At 64.3% G+C, this 18,523-nt stretch carries 16 protein-coding genes and 2 tRNA genes; 6 read left to right on the top strand and 12 right to left on the bottom strand.

Annotated features, from left to right (window positions below; translation table 11 throughout):
• Positions 1-8 precede the first annotated feature (8 nt).
• The 7 genes from hflX to dusB all read right to left on the bottom strand — a co-directional run bounded on the left by hflX (position 9) and on the right by dusB (position 9,351).
• A complete protein-coding gene (hflX, locus tag M2337_RS11380; protein ID WP_264570321.1) occupies positions 9-1,337 on the bottom strand; it encodes a GTPase HflX in 1,329 nt (442 codons plus the stop codon).
• A gap of 44 nt (positions 1,338-1,381) precedes the next feature.
• Positions 1,382-1,870: an RNA chaperone Hfq gene (gene hfq, locus M2337_RS11375; protein ID WP_264570320.1), complete on the bottom strand. Its 489-nt coding sequence runs from the start codon at positions 1,868-1,870 to the stop codon at positions 1,382-1,384.
• A 150-nt stretch (positions 1,871-2,020) separates the two neighbouring features.
• Positions 2,021-3,391 (bottom strand): sigma-54-dependent transcriptional regulator, encoded by a 1,371-nt coding sequence (locus M2337_RS11370; protein ID WP_264570319.1) that lies wholly within the window; start codon positions 3,389-3,391, stop codon positions 2,021-2,023.
• 12 nt (positions 3,392-3,403) lie between these two features.
• Positions 3,404-5,656: an ATP-binding protein gene (locus M2337_RS11365; protein ID WP_264570318.1), complete on the bottom strand. Its 2,253-nt coding sequence runs from the start codon at positions 5,654-5,656 to the stop codon at positions 3,404-3,406.
• Between the two features lie 98 nt (positions 5,657-5,754).
• Positions 5,755-7,209 carry a nitrogen regulation protein NR(I) gene (gene ntrC / locus M2337_RS11360; RefSeq protein ID WP_181559685.1) on the bottom strand — a complete coding sequence of 485 codons (1,455 nt, stop codon included), beginning with the start codon at positions 7,207-7,209 and terminating at the stop codon, positions 5,755-5,757.
• Complete coding sequence (locus tag M2337_RS11355) at positions 7,206-8,327, bottom strand: two-component system sensor histidine kinase NtrB (protein ID WP_264570317.1); 1,122 nt, start codon at positions 8,325-8,327, stop codon at positions 7,206-7,208. Before M2337_RS11355 ends, ntrC begins: the two co-directional genes overlap by 4 nt.
• On the bottom strand, positions 8,317-9,351 hold the full coding sequence (dusB, locus tag M2337_RS11350) for a tRNA dihydrouridine synthase DusB (RefSeq protein WP_264570316.1): 1,035 nt from the start codon (positions 9,349-9,351) through the stop codon (positions 8,317-8,319). The genes M2337_RS11355 and dusB overlap by 11 nt, the downstream gene beginning before the upstream one ends.
• Before the next feature lie 84 nt (positions 9,352-9,435).
• Here dusB and M2337_RS11345 point away from each other — a divergent pair, with 84 nt between their 5' ends.
• Positions 9,436-10,644, top strand: a complete 1,209-nt coding sequence (locus M2337_RS11345) for a bifunctional 2-C-methyl-D-erythritol 4-phosphate cytidylyltransferase/2-C-methyl-D-erythritol 2,4-cyclodiphosphate synthase (RefSeq protein WP_264570315.1) — start codon at positions 9,436-9,438, stop codon at positions 10,642-10,644.
• Between the two features lie 105 nt (positions 10,645-10,749).
• Positions 10,750-11,289, top strand: coding sequence for a CinA family protein (locus tag M2337_RS11340; protein WP_181559681.1), 540 nt, complete (start codon positions 10,750-10,752; stop codon positions 11,287-11,289).
• On the opposite strand, the gene M2337_RS11335 is transcribed toward M2337_RS11340, so the two are convergent.
• Together M2337_RS11335 and lipA are read right to left on the bottom strand one after the other, a co-directional pair.
• Positions 11,235-11,711 carry a type II toxin-antitoxin system RatA family toxin gene (locus M2337_RS11335; RefSeq protein ID WP_181559680.1) on the bottom strand — a complete coding sequence of 159 codons (477 nt, stop codon included), beginning with the start codon at positions 11,709-11,711 and terminating at the stop codon, positions 11,235-11,237. The genes M2337_RS11340 and M2337_RS11335 overlap by 55 nt on opposite strands.
• Positions 11,712-11,717: 6 nt before the next feature.
• Complete coding sequence (lipA, locus tag M2337_RS11330; RefSeq protein ID WP_264570314.1) at positions 11,718-12,656, bottom strand: lipoyl synthase; 939 nt, start codon at positions 12,654-12,656, stop codon at positions 11,718-11,720.
• Between the two features lie 65 nt (positions 12,657-12,721).
• Here lipA and M2337_RS11325 point away from each other — a divergent pair, with 65 nt between their 5' ends.
• On the top strand, positions 12,722-13,363 hold the full coding sequence (locus tag M2337_RS11325) for a carbonic anhydrase (protein ID WP_181559678.1): 642 nt from the start codon (positions 12,722-12,724) through the stop codon (positions 13,361-13,363).
• A 3-nt stretch (positions 13,364-13,366) separates the two neighbouring features.
• Complete coding sequence (locus tag M2337_RS11320; RefSeq protein WP_264570313.1) at positions 13,367-13,750, top strand: gamma-glutamylcyclotransferase; 384 nt, start codon at positions 13,367-13,369, stop codon at positions 13,748-13,750.
• Positions 13,751-13,993: 243 nt separating this feature from the next.
• On the opposite strand, the gene ettA is transcribed toward M2337_RS11320, so the two are convergent.
• Entirely contained in the window at positions 13,994-15,673 is a 1,680-nt protein-coding gene (gene ettA / locus M2337_RS11315; protein WP_264570312.1) for an energy-dependent translational throttle protein EttA, read from the bottom strand.
• A 262-nt stretch (positions 15,674-15,935) separates the two neighbouring features.
• On the opposite strand from ettA, the gene M2337_RS11310 reads away from it, so the two are divergent.
• Both M2337_RS11310 and M2337_RS11305 read left to right on the top strand, forming a co-directional pair.
• On the top strand, positions 15,936-16,142 hold the full coding sequence (locus tag M2337_RS11310; RefSeq protein ID WP_181559675.1) for a hypothetical protein: 207 nt from the start codon (positions 15,936-15,938) through the stop codon (positions 16,140-16,142).
• 228 nt (positions 16,143-16,370) lie between these two features.
• Positions 16,371-16,447 (top strand) — tRNA-Pro (locus tag M2337_RS11305).
• A gap of 110 nt (positions 16,448-16,557) precedes the next feature.
• Here M2337_RS11305 and M2337_RS11300 read toward each other — a convergent pair.
• Both M2337_RS11300 and M2337_RS11295 read right to left on the bottom strand, forming a co-directional pair.
• Positions 16,558-16,633: transfer RNA gene (locus tag M2337_RS11300), tRNA-Ile, on the bottom strand.
• A gap of 109 nt (positions 16,634-16,742) precedes the next feature.
• Positions 16,743-18,467: a histidine kinase dimerization/phospho-acceptor domain-containing protein gene (locus M2337_RS11295; RefSeq protein WP_264570311.1), complete on the bottom strand. Its 1,725-nt coding sequence runs from the start codon at positions 18,465-18,467 to the stop codon at positions 16,743-16,745.
• Between the last annotated feature and the right edge of the window lie 56 nt (positions 18,468-18,523).

The raw sequence follows: 18,523 nt of genomic DNA, 5'->3' as shown, positions 1-18,523 counted from the left end.
GCCGAGCCTCAGGCGATCAGTCCGGCCTGGTCGCCGTGCAGGCGCACGAAGCGATCATAATCGGCCGGCTCCATCCGCACAGAGACGTGGATGGTGACTTCGCCCCCATCGGCCTCTGCCGTTTCGGACAGCACTTCGCCATGGGCATGAAGCCAGGCAAGCGCCGCGCCTTCACGTCCGCTCAGATCGAACTCGTAGCGCCGGTGGCTCTTGCCGAGGATATCGGAAAGGCGCCGACGTAGCGCCTCGATCCCCTCGCCCGTCAGCGCGGAAACAAGGGCGACATCGGGCTCATGCTCGGCCCGGTTGCGGATCGCGGCCTGATGGTCGGGATCGTCGATAAGATCGACCTTGTTCCAGACTTCCAGCACCGGCACGGCGCTGTCCGCAGGCGCCTCGTCATCCTCACCGGCGACGGCCCCCAGATCGGCCAGCACGTCCAGCACATCGGCTTTCTGCGCGTCGCTGTCGGGATGCGCGATATCACGCACATGGAGGATGAGATCGGCGGAGAGCACCTCTTCCAGGGTGGCGCGGAACGCTGCGACGAGCTGGTGCGGCAGGTCCGACACGAAGCCCACCGTATCCGAGAGAATAGCCTTGTCGATGCCCGGCAGGCTGATCTGCCGCATCGTGGGATCGAGCGTAGCGAACAGCATGTCCTGCGCGACCACAGCCGATCCGGTCAGGCGGTTGAACAGGGTCGATTTGCCAGCATTGGTATAGCCGGCGAGCGCGATCACCGGCCAGGGCGCGCGCTGGCGGCGGGCGCGATGAAGCCCGCGGGTTCGCGTGACCTGTTCAAGCTCGCGCCGGATGCGGGCCATGCGATCGCGGATCATCCGCCGGTCGGCTTCGATCTGTGTTTCGCCGGGGCCGCCAAGAAAGCCAAAGCCGCCCCGCTGCCGCTCCAAATGGGTCCAGCTGCGCACGAGCCGGCCGGCCTGATAATCGAGATGCGCCAGCTCGACCTGCAACCGTCCCTCGGCCGTGGCGGCGCGCTCGCCGAAAATCTCCAGGATAAGGCCGGTGCGGTCGATGACCTTGGCGGCGCAATTCTTCTCAAGATTGCTCTGCTGGACAGGCGTCAGGTTATTGTCGACGACGATAAGCTCGGCCTGCTCACGCGCGGCAAGCGCGGCGATCTCTTCCACCTGTCCGGAGCCGAACAGCGTGGCCGGGCGGGACTGCCGCACGCGGAACGCGGAGGTCCCGCACACGTCCAGTCCGATGGCGAGCGCGAGTCCTTTGGCTTCCTCCAGCCGGGCCGAGACGTCCCGCCGCTGGCGTCGCCCGAGATCGGCGTGGACCACGATGGCCCGCGTCCCACGCGTCACTTCTTCCTGATCGAGATGAAAACTAATGGGTCATCCCCATCTGTTCAGTCCTCATCTTCATCATTTTCGCCCGAGAGATCGAGCGGATGGGTGGGCTGAACGGTCGAGATGGCATGCTTGTAGACGAGCTGCACGAGACCATCGCGCTGGAGCAACATGCAGAACAGGTCATAAGCCGCGATCTCGCCCTGAAGCATCACGCCGTTGACCAGAAACATAGTCACCGGGTCGCCGGACTTATGGACCGCCGATAGGAAAATTTCCTGCAAAAGCTTCGGCTTGCGCTCATTTGATGAGAAGGCGGATTCAATCTTGGCGAGATCCATCGGATGCGCAGGCATGACCGTGGAAATGGCGTGCTTGTATACCAGTTGGGTTTGACCGTCGCGCCGAAGCAGGACCGAGAAATTATCAAACCAGGTGACGATGCCCTGAAGCTTGACGCCCTTGACCAGAAACATGGTCACCGGGGTCTTGCTCTTGCGAAGGCTGTTGAGAAATATGTCCTGTAAGTTATTGAGTTTTTCGGCCATTTTCTACTCCATTATTGGCGGCTCGCTGTCCGCGTCGCGCTCTGTCAAAGCGTCGATATGCCCCATGAGCGGGGTGACTGGTGCACGCTATGTGATTCCCGGGGAGAAATCCAGCCCCGGCTTGTTGCGCTGCACAAAGGTTTTCACTGTTCAACTATCGCGTTCATCTCCCAGCCCGAGCGACTTCAGCTTGCGGTGCAGGGCCGAGCGCTCCATGCCAATGAACGCAGCGGTCCGCGAAATGTTGCCGGAAAAGCGCTTGATCTGGATGCGCAGATACTCCCGCTCGAAATTCTCGCGCGCTTCCCGCAGCGGCGCGCCCATGATCGCGGTGGACATGCCGCTGTCGTCGCCGCCGCCAGTGGCCTCCGCCGGCAGCATCTCCAGCTCGATGACGCCGCCCGAATTCATCGGCGCCAGAATGACGGTGCGCTCCACGACATTGCGGAGCTGGCGGACATTGCCCGGCCAATCAGCCGATTGCAGGGCGGCCATCGCATTGGGCGCCATGTTCGGGGAGGCCATGCCGCGCTCAGCCGCAAAGCGTGCCAGATAATGCTCGACCAGCCCGGGAATGTCATCCCGCCGTTCTGCCAGAGGTGGCAGGGTAAGCGGCACGACATTGAGCCGGTAATAGAGGTCTTCACGGAACCGCCGCTCGGCAATCTCTTCCTTGAGGTCGCGCGCAGTGGATGAGATGACCCGGATGTCGACCTTCACCTGCCGCTGGCCGCCGATGCGCGTAAAGCTCTGGTCGGTCAGCACGCGCAGGATTTTGCCCTGCGTGGTGAGGGGCATGTCGGCGATTTCGTCGAGGAACAGCGTACCGCCATGGGCCTGCTCCAGCAGGCCCGGCCGGATCACCCCGTCGGATCCCTCCACGCCGAACAGCGCTTCTTCGGCGCGCTCCGGCTCGATCCGCGCTGCCGTGACGATCACGAACGGACCGCTCGCCCGGGTCGACCAATTATGGAGCATCCGCGCCGCCACTTCCTTGCCGACGCCGGCCGGGCCGGTAATCAGCACCCGGCTGCCGGTGCCGGCGACCTTCTTGATCGTGGCACGCACCGTGTTGATCGCATTGCTGGTGCCGGTCAGTTCCTCTTCCTGGCCGAAACGTGCGCGCAGCACCTGATTTTCCCGGCGCAGGCGCTCGGTTTCCGTCGCCCGGTTGACGATGTGAAGAAGCTGGTCGGATTCAAACGGCTTCTCAATGAAGTCGACCGCCCCGCGCCGGATCGCCGCGACGGCCGTATCGATATTGCCATGGCCCGAGATCATCAGCACCGGAATGCTGGGGTCTTGCTCCTTGATGATGTCGAGCAGTTCGAGCCCGTCCAGCTTCGATCCTTGCAGCCACACGTCCAGCAACACCAGTGACGGGCGCCGCGCGGCAAGCGCTTCCAACGTCTCGTCACTATTGGCCGCCAGGCGCGTCTCGAACCCTTCATCCTCGAGGACACCCGCGACCAGTTCCCGGATATCGGCTTCGTCATCGACGATCAGAACATCAAGCGCCATTCAACGTCTCTTTCATATTGTCTCGGCCCTCTCGTCGCCCTCTGCGAGGCGCGACAGCCGTTCCACGTCGAAGCGGAGAGTCACGACCGTGCCTCCGCTTTCGGCATCGCCGAAGGTGATGGAGCCGAAATGCTCCTCGACGATCTTCTTCACGATCGCGAGCCCAAGGCCGGTGCCCTTGGCGCGCGTCGTCATATAGGGTTCGATGATCCGCTCGCGCTGCTCGGGCAGGCCGATGCCGTCGTCGGTCACGGAAATGGCGAGCTGCCCTTCCTCCCGCAGCACGAGCATCGTCACATGGCCATGCGGGGCATCGGCGGGCGGTTGATCGCCTTCCCCCTTCGGCGTGTCGGCAAGATGCCGCTGCTCGATCGCCTCGACCGCGTTCTTGACGATATTGGTCAGCGCCTGGCCGATCTGCCGGCGATCGCAGACCAAGGCCGGATCGGCTTCCTCGCTGGCGAAGGTGAAGGTGATCTCGGGGTGCGCGACCTCATGCAAGAACATCGCGTGGCGGGCGATGTCGGTCACCGCTTCCTCCCGGAAGACCGGCTTGGGCATGCGCGCGAAGGAGGTAAACTCATCGACGATACGGCGCAGATCGCCGACCTGCCGCACGATCGTCTCGGTCAGCCGGCGGAAGGTGCTGGGATCGGACTCGATCTCCTTGCCATAGCGCCGCTGCAGCCGCTCGGCGGCGAGCTGAATCGGGGTCAGCGGATTCTTGATTTCATGGGCGATCCGGCGGGCGACATCCGACCAGGCGGCGCGGCGCTGGTCGAGCAGTTGCTCGGTAATGTCATCGAAGGTCAGCACCTGATTGCCATCCTCGACGACCACGCGGACGGCGAGCGTACGCACTTCGCCCCGGGCGCGGATCTGGATGATGTCGGCGCCGGTGCCGGCCTCCATCAGCGCTGCCAGCTCCTCGGACACATCGGCAAGCCGTTGGCCGACTGCCTGTTCGCCGGGGCGCACGAGCAGACCCGCTGCCGAGCTGTTCAGGATCTGGATGGTCCCGTCGCGGTCGACAGACACCACGCCCGCGCTGACACCGGATAGCACGGCCTCGATGAGCGCCCGCCGATCTGCGAGCTGATTATTGGCCGAGACGAGCGCGCCGGTCTGCGCCTCCAACCGCTGGGTCATTCGGTTGAACGCGCTTGCCAGTGTGCCCAGTTCGTCGCGAGAATGAGAGTCAGTGACCCGCGCCGACAGATCGCCTGCCGTCACACGCCGCGCGGCATCCACCAACTCTCCCACCGGTCGGACGAGTCGATCCGCCACGGCCAGCGCAATCCACACCGCCGTGCCGACCAGCATCAAGGTGCCGATGAACAACGCGATGTTGAAGCGCAGCTGTAGCTGCCGCGACCGGGCGGCAAACTCGTCATAATCGGCGAGCACAGCCTGGGCGCGCTCCATCTCGCTGAAAGCGGAGACGGCCGAATCGCGGGTGGCGTAGAGGAAGGTGTTGGACTCGGGATAGAGCAGCACAAAGGCTTCGATCTGGTTGGGCTTGGCCTGCACCACGACGGGCTGGCCATTGCGCAGATCGCGGATGATCTCCGGCGTCAGCATATCCGTGGCCGTCTGTCGTTCCGGATCGACCGTCGCTGCCGTCCGCGCGACGCCATCCTTGCCGATCTCGATGATCGCTGAGCGGTTCAGTTTCCGCGTGACCACCTGATAGATATAACCCTCCGCGAAGGACGGGCTGGAAATGCTTGATTGGGAGAGATAATTGCGCAGGTCTCCCGCCATCGTCACGGTCTCGTCGCTCAACTCCTTGAGGTTGGACTGATAATAGCCGCGCGCGAGATCGGAGGCGTTCTGGAGCATGCCGCGCGCGTCGGCCGAGAACCAGAACTGCACGCCATATTGGAAGAGCAGCGAGGCAAAGATCACCACCAGCAGGAGCGGAAGGCTCGCGATCACCGAGAACAGGGCGACGAGGCGGACGTGCAGACGCCCGTTGCCGCCCACGAGACTGCGATTGGCGCGCCGACGGGCGATCCTTTGCCCAAGCAGAACGAGCAGCAGAATAGCGGGGAGAAGATTGAGGACCAGCAGCAGCGCCACCACGGCGGCGCTGAGCAATGTATCATCATCCTGCGGACGCGTGAGCAACCACCAGGTGAAGCCCGCCGTGGCGACAAAGACCCCCGCTGTGAGCGGAACAGCCAGCCGGCTGAGCCGCTGCCAGATGCGCAACGGCCGCGACGGATCGCTCACATTGTCCAGCACGGTCGATCTTTGATCCATCGTGGCACCGATACAACATCAGCGTGGCGGAGCAAACACGCTTAACGCGCCACGGTGGAAGTTACGGCGCTGGCCGGCCCCGGTCTATCGCACCGCAATCAGCGATGGCGAAGCGGCATGGTGGGGTCGATATCATAGTGGTTGAGCTTCTTGCGCAAGGTGTTGCGATTGAGCCCCAGTGTGGCCGCTGCCCGGATTTGATTGCCATCCATTGCGGCGAGAACTTCGCTCAGGAGCACAGGTTCGATGACGTCGAGCAGCCGGTCGTAAAGCTCGCAGGGGCTGCCATTGCCGCCGACCGCGAGGTGATCCCGCGCCCAGCGCCGCGCCGCGTCCGCCAGATCGGCGGCGCTGCTGTCGGCTGGGTCGCCCACGCTATCCTCCACGCGCAGCACCTGCCGGACATGCTGGACCTGAATTTCCTGATCGCGCGTGAGCACGGTCAGGCGCTTCATCAGGTTCTGGAGTTCGCGCACATTGCCCGGCCAGTCATAGCGCTCGAGCAGCGCTGCGGCCTGCTCGGAGAGCAGCTTGCTCGGCAAGCCCTCAAAGACCGCCTGATCGAGGAAATGCCGCGCGAGGATCGCGACGTCACCCGTTCGCTCGCGCAGCGCCGGCAGGCGAATCGGCACGACATTGAGCCGGTAGAACAGGTCTTCGCGGAACCGGCCTTCGCTGATCAGCGTCGGCAGATCCTGATTGGTGGCGGCGATGATGCGCACGTTGACCCGCACCGGCCTTGTCCCGCCCACCGTCGTGATTTCGCCGGACTGGAGCACCCGCAGCAGCCGCGTCTGCGCATCCATCGGCATGTCGCCGATCTCGTCGAGAAACAGCGTGCCGCGCTCGGCCTGCTCGAACCGGCCCGCCGTTCGGGCGAAGGCACCCGTAAAAGCGCCCTTTTCGTACCCGAACAGTTCGGCCTCGATTAGTTCGCGGGGAATGGCGGCCATGTTGATCGCCACAAAGGGTTCATTGCGGCGCGGCCCCAGGCTGTGGATCGCCTCGGCCACCAGTTCCTTGCCGGTGCCGGATTCGCCCAGAACCAGAATGTTGAGATCATTGCCCACCACCCGCGCGATCGTGCGATAGACCTCCTGCATCTGCGGCGAGCGCCCGATGAGGGGCAGGCCGTCGTCCGTGCCCTCACCAGCCGCCGGTTCCGCCAGCTTGCCCTTGGCCCGAACACTGAGGGCTTCGGCTACCGCGCGGCTAAGCTCATTCAGATCGAACGGCTTGGGCAGATATTCAAATGCCCCCTGCCCCGTGGCGCGTACGGCCGTGTTGAGCGTGTTCTGGGCGGAGAGGATGATGACCTTGAGGTCAGGCTCGGAAGCCAGAATATTGCCGACATCATCGAGACCATCGCCGTCCGGCAGGATCACGTCGGTAATCAGCACATCGGGCGTGAAGCTCGCCAGCGCCTCATGGCGCTCGGCTATCGAGCCGGCGGTGCGGATGATGTGGCCTTGCCGCTTGAGCGCCTCGCTGACGACCATGCAGATCGCCGGATCGTCATCGACCACCAGAACCTTGCCGGTCAGGCGCGTCATAGGCTCCCTCCCATGGGCAGGAGAACCCGGAAGATCGACCGCCCGGCCACCTTGTCGCGCTCATATTGCACAAGGCCGTTCATATCGCGCACCAGCTTGTCGACAAGCGCGAGGCCCAGGCCTTGCCCGCTGCGCTTGTTGGAAATGAAGGGATTGAACAGCACATCGCGGATATTGTCCGGCACGCCGGGGCCGTTGTCGATCACCTGAATCTCGATCTGCAGCGGCGCGGCCCCCTTGCCGCGAGCGCCCATCACCGACAGGCCATGGCGATAGGCCGTCGCAACCTGAACCGCGCCATCCGCCATGCCGTCCACGGCCTCCACCGCATTCTTGACCAGATTGAGCATGATCTGGACCAGCGCGTCGCCATTCACCTGTGCGAACGGGAGAGACGGGTCGTAGGTGCGGGTAATCGTGCAATTGCGGGCGAACCCGGCGCACGCCAACTCCACCGCCCGGTCGAGCAGCGGATAGATATTCTCCGGTCGGCATTCGAGCGGCTGATTGCTGGTGAAGTGCTGCATCCGGTCGATCAGGGCGGCGATCCGGTCTACCTCGTCGCAGATCAACTTGGTGAGCGGACGGGTTGCCTCCCCGGCATCGCCCTCCAGCAATTGCGCGGCGCCGCGAATGCCCGAAAGGGGATTCTTGATCTCATGGGCGAGCATCGCTGCCGCGCCGGTCGCCGAGCGCACGCCCATGGATGTGCGCCGCGTGCCGAGTGCCTGCGACTGGCCATGGACATGCAGGGCGACGATCCGCCAGCGATCGTCCTCCAGCAGCGGATGAATGAGAATATCCATTTCCAGCGCTTCATTCCGCCCGGCATGGACCTGAATATCATAGGCAGACAGCGGCTTGTCCGTCATCCAGATCGCCGCATCGACGCGTGGATCGGCAATGCGCAGCACACGCCCGATGGCGCTGCCGACCAGTGCCGAGCGGGCCATGTTGAGCAGCGTTTCCGCGCGCGCATTGGCCATGACGATCCGGCCGTCCGGATCGATCATCAATGTCGCGACGGGATGCGCGGAGACGATTTCGGCAGCGGCAGGCAGGGATCGGGTCGGTGCATTCGCATCCGCCCCAGCCCTGAAATCGGCCTCAGGCTGCATTCCTGGCCTGTTCCGGTTCCTGATCGAGCCGTTCAGGGTGCGTCACGAACGGGGCGTAGAAGCGCTCCAGCATATCGAGCACGGTCGCCGCATCCGGCACCTGATTGACCATGTTGCGGAACTCGGCCGAGCCGGGCAGGCCCTTGGTGTACCAGCCGAGATGCTTGCGGGCCATGTTGACGCCGGTCGTCTCGCCATAATGGTCGAGCATCGCGCGATAATGCTCGACGATCACGGCATATTGCTCGGCAATGCCGGGGTTCTCGACGGTCCGGCCGCTCACCAGACCCTGCATAACCTGCCCGAGCAGCCACGGCCTGCCATAGGCACCGCGTCCGATCATCACGCCATCGGCGCCGCTCTGCGCCAGCGCGGTGCGCGCGTCGTCGGGCGAGCAGATGTCACCATTCACGATGACGGGCAACTTCACCGCATCCTTGACGCGGCGCACGAACGCCCAGTCCGCGCTGCCCTTGTACATCTGGTTGCGGGTCCGCCCGTGAACCGTGATCAGCTTGGCCCCGAGATCCTCGGCGATGTGCGCAAGCTCCGGCGCGTTCAGGCTGTCATGGCACCAGCCCATCCGCATCTTGACGGTCACCGGCACATCGACCGCCTTCACGGTCGCCTCGATCAGTCGGGCAGCGAGCGGCAGGTCGCGCATCAGCGCTGAGCCGGCATCGCCATTCACCACTTTCTTGACCGGGCAACCCATGTTGATGTCGATAATGGCCGCGCCGCGGTCGGCATTGAGCTTCGCTGCCTCAGCCATTTCAGCGGGCTGGCAGCCGGCGAGCTGAAGTGACACCGGTTCCTCGACCGGGTGCCAGGCGGCCTTCTGCAGCGATTGCCGCGTCTCGCGGATCATCGCCGGTGAGGCGATCATTTCTGTGACGTTGAGGCCCGATCCATAGCGCCGCACGAGCGTGCGGAATGGCATGTCGGTCACGCCCGTCATGGGCGCAAGAACGACCGGTGTCTCGATCCGCACGGGACCGATCTGGATGGGTTTGAGCAGCGTCATGACCGGAATGTTGCCTAAAAAACAGGCAGCCCTTACCGCGAATGACGCTGGCGGGCAAGCAAGCCGTGCGCTAAGCGCGCCTCCATGCCCGATCAAGCCCCTCGCGCAGGCCTGTCAGCCGCGATTTTGCTCGCTGCCGGTGCCGGCTTGCGCACCGGTCACGAGACACCCAAGCAGGTGCGAACGCTCGCCGGCAAGCCGGTTGTGGCCCATGCGCTGGATGCGTTGCGCGCCCATCCCGGCGTTGGCCCTGTGGCGCTCGTCGTGCCGCCAGGCAGCGAGGATGCGATGCGCAGCCTGCTCGGCCCCCGCGCGGAAGGTCTGATGATCGTTGCAGGTGGCAGCAGCCGGCGCCTCTCCGTTCTCGCCGGTCTTGAGGCGTTGGCAGGCAGCGAGCCCGGTGCGGCCCATGTGCTCGTTCATGACAGCGCCCGGCCGCTGCTTCCGGTCGACGTCATCGACCGCGTGCTCGGCGCCCTCGTCGATGGCGCCCGATGCGTGGTTCCGGTACTCCCGGTGGTCGACACACTGGTGCGCTCCGGTGGCGACGAGGCCGGCCAGGTGGTCGACCGGTCGATCCTCGCGCGCGTGCAGACCCCGCAGGGCTTCGATTTTGCCGCGCTCACTGCCGCCCATCAGCAGTGGACGGGCCCCGAAGAACCGACCGACGACGCGCAGATGTTGCGGCGCGCGGGCATCGACGTGGCATTGGTGCCAGGCGACAGCGCGCTTGAGAAGATCACGGGACCGGGCGATCACGAACGGATGGAGCGAATATTGACGGCCGGCACGAGCACGCGCGTAGGCATGGGTTTCGATGTGCATCGCCTTGTGGAAGGCGAAGATCTCTGGCTGTGCGGCGTGCAGATCCCCCACAGTCATGGCCTCTCCGGCCATAGCGATGCCGACGTGGCGATCCATGCGCTGGTCGATGCGATACTTGGCGCGCTGGCGGAGGGGGATATCGGGAGCCATTTTCCACCCAGCGACCCGCAATGGAAGGGCGCGGCTTCGGATCGGTTCCTGGCCTTCGCCTGCGATCGCGTCTCGGCGCGCGGTGGGCAGATCGATCATGCCGACGTGACGATCATCTGCGAGGCACCCAAGATCGGGCCGCATCGCGCAGCCATGCGCGCCCGCTTGGCGGAGATCATGATGTTGCCGGAAACCCGGATCAGCGTGAAGGCCACCACGACCGAGCGACTGGGGCTGACCGGCCGCGGCGAGGGCATCGCGGCGCAGGCGTTGGTCACCCTGCGTCTGCCGGATGACGATGTTGAAGCGGCATCGTGACGCGGTGCCAAGGCAACCAAATCCCGCCCGCCACCGTTCCCGCTCATCGAGGCCGTCATTATTGGCGTTGGCTTTTCACCCCGATGCGATCATGCGTGGACGATTATGAGTGAGTCGACCCTGAACAAAGCCGATGGCGTTCTACCGCCCGAACTCGTTGCCCTGGCCCGCCGCGTTATCGCAGAGAACCGCGCCATTGGCCGCACTGTGGCGGTGGCGGAGAGCTGCACCGGGGGACTCGTCGCGGCTGCGTTGACCGAAATTCCGGGCTCGTCCGCCGTGTTCGAGGCAGGCTTCGTGACCTATTCCAACGCGCAGAAGGTCAAGCTGCTCGGTGTGAGCGAAGATGTGATCGATGCCTTCGGGGCGGTCTCCATCGCCACCGCCTGGGCGATGGCCCATGGCGCCCTCAACCGGACGGGCGCCGATGTCGCCGTCTCGATCACCGGCGTGGCCGGCCCAGATGGCGGAACGGAGCTGAAGCCTGTAGGCACGGTCGTGTTCGCCCGCGCTGAAAAGGGCATGCAGGATGCCGATGCCGTCGCCGACTTGCGGAAATTCGAGGATGAAGGCCGCGCGAAGGTGCGGCTTCAGGCGGCGCTATGTGCGCTCGAACTGCTGCTGCCCGAGGCATCGGCGCCGTAAAGGGCCGCCGCCCGCTCTTCAAAAGCGCCGATCATCTTGCGCAGCGCCCGGTCGAACACCTGGCCGGCCAGCATCTCGAACATGCGGCTCTTGAACGCGAAATCGACTTCGAAGTCGATCAGCACCCCGCCCTCCCCGTCCGGCCGGAAGCGCCAGTCGTTGGAGAGATGGCGCAACGGCCCGTCGACATAATCGACATGCACATGGTGCGGCCGCTCCTTCACGACGCGCGAGGTGAAGGTCTCCCGCAGCCCCTTGAAGCCGACCACCATGTCCGCCAGCATCTCCGTGTCGCTGTTCGACCGGACCCGCATGGCGCTGACCCACGGCAGGAACTCCGGATAGGACGCGACGTCAGCCACCAGATCGAACATCTGTTCGGGCGAGTAAGGCAGATGGCGGGTTTCGTTATGCTTGGGCATGGGCGTTCAGAGGCCGCTTTTCATCGCGGCTTTGGCGAGCGCAGTTTCGCGCGCGGCGCGCATCTGGGCGAAGTCATCGCCGGCATGATAGCTTGAGCGGGTGAGCGGGCTGGAAGCGACCTGCAGGAAGCCCTTGGCCCGCGCGATAGCCGCATAAGCCTTGAACGCCTGCGGGGTCACGAACTCCGCGACGGCGGCGTGCTTGGGCGTCGGGCGCAGATACTGGCCCATGGTCAGGAAATCGATATCCGCCGAGCGCATGTCGTCCATTACCTGATGGACCTCGAGGCGCTGTTCGCCCAGACCCAGCATGATGCCGGACTTGGTGAAGATCGAGGGATCGAGCCGCTTCACCGTCTCCAGCAGCCGCAGCGAAGCATAGTAGCGCGCGCCCGGGCGGATCGTGGGATACAGCCGGGGCACGGTCTCAAGATTGTGATTATAGACATCCGGCCGCGCCGCGACGATAGCCTCGACGGCGGCCTCATGCTTGTTGCGGAAGTCGGGTGTCAGAATTTCGATCGTCGTTTCCGGCGTCGTGCGGCGCAGCGCCTCGATCACCTTCACGAACTGCCCTGCCCCGCCATCGGCCAGATCATCGCGGTCCACCGACGTCACGACGATGTGCTCAAGGCCCATTTCGGCGCAGGCATCGGCCAGATTCTGCGGCTCGCGCGGATCGACGGGCCGGGGCATCCCTGTCTTCACATTGCAGAAAGCGCAGGCCCGGGTGCAGGTGTCGCCGAGGATCATCACGGTGGCGTGCTTCTTGGTCCAGCACTCGCCGATGTTCGGGCAGGCCGCCTCTTCGCAGACCGTCGCCAGCCCCTTGTCCCGCATCAGCTTGCGTGTGGCTTCGTAACCGGCGCTGACCGGCGCCTTGACGCGGATCCAGTCGGGCTTGCGCGGGCGGAAGCCTGCGGGATCGGACGAGAGATCGTTCATGCCGCCCAGATAGCGACCGCAAAGCCCGCTTGCCAGCCCCCACGATCATCGGCAAAGAAATTGCCATGGTACAGTTTTCAGACATGCTCGAAGGATATCGCCGGTTTCGCGGTCAGGACTGGTCCGAACAGCGCACGCGCTGGGCGGAACTGAGCGAGGGCCAGAGCCCGCGCGTGATGGTGATCGCCTGCTCGGATAGCCGCGTCGATCCGACCCAGATTTTCGACACCAGCCCGGGCGAAATCTTCGTCGTCCGCAACGTGGCGGCGCTGGTCCCTCCGTTCGAGACCAATCCCGGGCGGCACGGCGTCTCCGCTGCCGTCGAGTTCGCGGTGCAGTTCCTTGGCGTGGGCGAAATTCTTGTGATGGGCCATGGCATGTGCGGCGGCTGCAACGCCGCGCTCACCCGCGCCATGCACGATGCGGCGCCCGGCGAAGGCGGATTCATCGCGAACTGGATATCCCTGCTGGACGACGCGCGGGCGGAGGTCGTCGCGACGCATGGCAGCGACCATGGCGGCGCGGCAGGCCGGGCGATGGAACTGGCCGCCGTCAAGGTCAGCCTCGCCAATCTGCGCACCTTCCCGTGGATCGCGGAAAAGGAAGCCAGCGGCGCGCTGGCGCTCCGAGGCGCATTCTTCGCCATATCGGATGGCGTCCTGCACGTGCTCGATGAGCAGAGCGGCGACTTCGCTCCGTTCGAATAGGCGATGGACACAGAAGTCGCCTTCTTCGTCTACGGACTATTGATGACAGGCGGACCGGGCTTCGCGGCGCTCGGCATGGAGGGCGGCGTTCGCCGCATCGGGCCGGACCGGGTGGTCGGCCGGCTCTATCATCTGGGGGAGTATCCCGGGTTGGTAACGGGCGAGTCCGGCGTAGTGCATGGCGAATTGATCGGCATCCGCGATCCGCTGCTGCTCGAGAAAATGGATGTCTACGAGTTGTACGATCCCGAGAAGCCCGGTGCGTCCGAGTATCGCCGCATCGAGGTCGACCTGCTGGATAGCGGGCGCCGGGTCTGGACCTATGAGTATAATCGCAGCGTCGAGGGTTTGCCGGTGATCGCCACCGGCCAGTGGCGCAACGCGTAGTCTGGCGTCACGCCGACATCCAGCGCTCTCGCCACATTGGGTCGATCCGCGCAGAGTCGGCGAACGCTCGTGAAGCAGCGGGTCCAAATCACCAGCACGGTGACGACCCCTTGTCCGTCAAAGCCATCCGCCGCAACACCAGACCGGGTCCGATTCTGCAGTGAGGGGCAGCCGAGCGGCCTGACGGGAGCGGCGATGAGTCTTTTGACCCACCGAGCCCCTGCCCCTTCCTGCAAGCCTCCGTTAGCGGGTCAGCTTCTTGTAAGCGAGTCGCGTCGGGCGATCCGCCGCGTCGCCCATGCGGCGGCGCTTGTCTTCCTCATAGGCCTCGAAGTTGCCTTCGAACCATTCGACATGGCTGTTCCCCTCGAAGGCGAGGATGTGAGTCGCCAGGCGGTCGAGGAAGAAGCGGTCGTGGCTGATGACCACAGCGCAGCCGGCGAAGTTCTCGAGCGCGTCTTCCAGCGCGCGCAGCGTCTCGACGTCGAGATCGTTGGTCGGTTCGTCGAGCAGGAGGACGTTGCCACCCTCCTTGAGCATCTTGGCCATGTGGACGCGGTTGCGCTCACCGCCTGAGAGCTGGCCGACCTTCTTCTGCTGGTCCGGCCCCTTGAAGTTGAAGGCGCCGACATAGGCGCGCGTCTGCAATTCATGCTTGCCGATGGTCATCAGATCATGCCCGCCGGAGATTTCTTCCCAGACGTTATGATTCGGATCGAGCGCATCGCGGCTCTGGTCGACATAGCCCAGGCGCACGGTCGGCCCGACCTCGATGCTGCCAGAATCGGGCTGTTCCTGCCCGGTGATGAGCCGGAACAGCGTAGATTTACCCGCGCCGTTCGGGCCGATTACACCGACGATGCCGCCCGGCGGCAGCGTGAAGGAGAGATCATCGAACAACAGCTTGTCGCCATAGGATTTGGTGAGGTTCTTGGCCTCGATCACCTTGCCGCCAAGGCGCTCGGGCGTCTGGATGACGATCTGCGCCTTGCCGGGCGCGCGATTCTCCTGCTTCTCCACCAGTTCGTCGAACGCCCGGATACGCGCCTTGCTCTTGGTCTGGCGCGCCTTGGGCGACTGCCGGATCCACTCCAGCTCCTCCTTGATCGCCTTCTGCCGACCGGCATCCTCGCGCTCTTCCTGCGCCATGCGCTTTGCCTTGGCGTCCAGCCAGCTCGAATAATTGCCCTCGAACGGGATGCCCCGACCGCGGTCCAGCTCCAGCACCCAGCCGACGACGTTGTCCAGGAAGTAGCGGTCGTGGGTAACGAGAATCACGTTGCCGGTGTAATTGATCAGGTGTTGCTCCAGCCACTGGACGCTCTCGGCATCGAGGTGGTTGGTCGGTTCGTCGAGCAGCAGAATGTCCGGCTTTTCCAGCAGCAGGCGGCACAGAGCGATACGGCGCTTCTCACCGCCCGAGAGATTGTCGACGCTCCAGTCGCCCGGCGGGCAGCGCAGCGCCTCCATGGCGATCTCAAGCTGATTGTCGAGCGTCCAGCCGTCGACCGCGTCGATCTTCTCCTGAAGCTCGCCCATCTCCGTCATCAGCGCGTCGAAATCGCAATCTTCCGGCGGATCGCCCATGATCGCGCTGATCTCGTTGAACCGGTCGACCAGATCGGCGACAGGCCGCACGCCGTCCTTCACATTCTCGATCACCGTCTTCTCGGGATCGAGCTGCGGCTCCTGCGGCAGATAGCCGACGCGAATCCCCTCGGCGGCCCACGCCTCGCCGGTGTAATCATTGTCGATGCCGGCCATCACCTTCATCAGCGTCGATTTACCGGCGCCGTTGACGCCGATGATCGCGATCTTCGTTCCCGGCAGGAACTGAAGGTGGATGTTATTGAAAAGCGGCTTGTTTGCGCCGGGGAAGGTCTTGGTGAGACCCTTCATGACAAAGCTGTACTGGACGGCCATCGGGAAACGGTCCTCTTGAGCGGAATGGAGTATCTTTGAATTGGCGCCCGGTTAGCTTACGGCGGGTCCATTGGCAAATCCCGGCTTGTGCCGCTCCGGCACTCTCCGCTTCCCCGCCGTAAAAGCGCTGACCCACACGAAAAACCGTCCCTTATTGCCAAGCACTTTGGTTGATAAGGCTATTGATTTCCCTGCGGCATGCGTTAATTGGGCCGCTCGTGCCCTTTGCTGTGCACGACCTTTGCTATGGGAGCCTAATAATATGAAGAAGTTTGCTGTGGCCGGCGCCGCGATCGCGCTCATGAGCCTTGCAGCGTGCGGCGAGAAGCCGGCTGCTGAGACCAACAACGTCTCCAACGAGCTGGTTGTGAACGAGCTGGACGCCGCTGCCAACGCTGCTGACAATGCTGCGAACGCGATGGACAACCTCGCCAACGTCTCGAACAACGCGGCGAACGCAGCAGAGTAATCTGCGACTGCGCTTCTGCGCATTGTTCAAGGGCGGCGTCGATCATCGGCGCCGCCTTTACATTTGGTGGTACGGTCGCCGGCTCTGCCGTTTAGATCGTGCCAGCCAATTACAGGCACCGGTGATCGTCTTGCGATCATCCCTGCGCCTCCACCGGGTACATCCGGGATCGGCGCGGCCTTTGTGCTTGCATCAAGGGCAAAGCGAAAGCTAAGGCCCGCCCTGGATCGGGGAGTAGCGCAGCCTGGTAGCGCATCTGCTTTGGGAGCAGAGGGTCGCAGGTTCGAATCCTGTCTCCCCGACCACTTTTCCCTTATTTTCTGAATGGTGTGATCGGCATTGCCACGGCCGAGCCGGGCGTTCGCTCTGCCTTTGCGGCAAGCGCAAGGCGCAGCAACGTCCGCTCTTCGATGGATGGTGGGCCCGGCAGGACTCGAACCCGCAACCTAGCCGTTATGAGCGGCCAGCTCTAACCATTGAGCTACAGGCCCCATTCTCCACCGCAGCGCGCAAAGCGCCGGCTCTCGGCGCGTTAGCTTGCGGCGATCCTGCTTGGCAAGTCTTGATGCATGGTGGCGAGCGGAGCGAACAGGCGTCGGATCAGCCGTTATGGCCCTGCTCGCGATAGGCCTCGGGCGCGGTCGGAAGCACGATGCCAAAGGCCTGTGCCGTGATGGCGAACTCCCCGCCGAGATGGCGGACGATTCCCCGCACCAGTTTGAGGGTGAACGCAAGGCCGAGCGGCGGCGTGTCGCCATAGAGGCGCTGCTCGACCACATAACCCTGTTCGAGAAAGGCGCGCGCCTCGATGCCGCGCAAGGCCGTCGGGCGACTCATCGTTAGGCTCACAGAGGCGCGCTCCGGCGCCGGACAGACGCACAGGACAAGCTGTTCCCCCGCAGCCAAGCCGGCATGGCCGATGCGGATCAGGTGATTCAACATGCGTTCGATCTGGTTGCGGTCGCCATGCACAAGGCTGGAGCCGCTCTCGACCGAGAGATTGACGGCCTGGCCGAAGCCGGCCGCGTCCACCACTCGGTGCAGGGCAGCGGTCAGATCGACATCATCCTGCTGGGCGGAGAGGTCTCCCCGCTCCAGTCTGCTTGCCGCGTCGAGATCGTCGAAGGTCGTCAGCAATGCCCGTGCATCCGCCAGGATGGCACGAGCGATGTCGCGATAGACCTCGGGGACCGGGCCCAGGATCTGCGCCTCGATCATTTCGCCATAGCCCTGCACGGCGTTCAACGGCGTGCGCAACTCATGGATCAGTTGCCGCGTGCTGGTGGCGGAGAGCGTGGTGCCCTCGTCGCTCGACTGCGTCTCGATGGGGCGCACCGGCGCCTCAAACCGCCGCTCGCGTCTGGCAATGCCGGTATAGCCTCGGAAGCGACCGCTCTGCCGGTCAAAATGCGGTTCGCCGGAGATGCGCCATTCGCCCGCCAGCGCACCGTCCTGCAAGGTCAGGCGGCTATTCTCGAATGCGGCGCGGTGCCGAAATGCCCCAAGCGTGGCGCCATCCACTCCATGGCTGACATCCACGCCCGGCGTCGCAATGCTCAGGCCAATGATCGCTTCGGGAAATGCGCCGTCGGTCAGGCGGACGAGGCCCGAAGCATCGGTCTCGAACTGAAAGCTGTCGATATCGGCGTCCGGCGTGCTCTGGACCCGAGACTCTGGCTGGACTGCATCCGGCAGAGGGTCAGCGGCGCCGGCCGCCTTGAACGGGTTCGCCTTCTTGAACCGCTCGATTTGCGCAACGAGACGGCCGATCTGGCTTGCCTCGTCTGTGCTGCCCGAGCGATCAAGCTCCTCGGTCGCAACGACCCGGTCCGCACTCGACGTCTCTGCTTCCGCCTGCCGAACCTCGGCCGCCGGCAGCGACAGATCGACTTCGCCGAAGCGTCGTAACGCAGCCATTGCGGCATCCGGCAGATCCGGACGGCGACGCAGAACACTGCGCGCCAGCGGACCCAGATGGGGTATGATCGCGGCCCAGTCTTCGCCCGTCAGACGGACAGACTTCATCATCGCCACGACAACCGAAGGATGGTCGCCCGCCAGCCATTGCACCAGCGTGGGCGAGCGAAGTCTGGACCCAAGCTCCACGACGGACGCGATGCGGCCTTCCAGGCTCACCTTCGGGCGGGCCTCCTGCAGGATCGTCAGGATGGTATGCGCCTCGTCCGGCGAAAGCTTCTGGGTTTCCACGCCAGAGACATCATATTGGGCAAGCAGATCCATGCACTGGCGCCAGCGCGTCACGGCGGCACCTGTGCCCTCGCCGCCATTGGCCAGCACCGTCCGCAGAAGATCGTTGAAACGCATTCAGTTGGCCCCTGTAACGGAACCGCGTGTACTGATGGTAAACCGACCCGCCTAGC

This window comes from Sphingobium sp. B2D3A, assembly GCF_025961795.1.
Classification (GTDB): Bacteria; Pseudomonadota; Alphaproteobacteria; order Sphingomonadales; family Sphingomonadaceae; genus Sphingobium.
The sequence above is the reverse complement of the archived record's forward strand: the minus strand, read 5'-3'. Positions and strand labels throughout refer to the sequence as shown.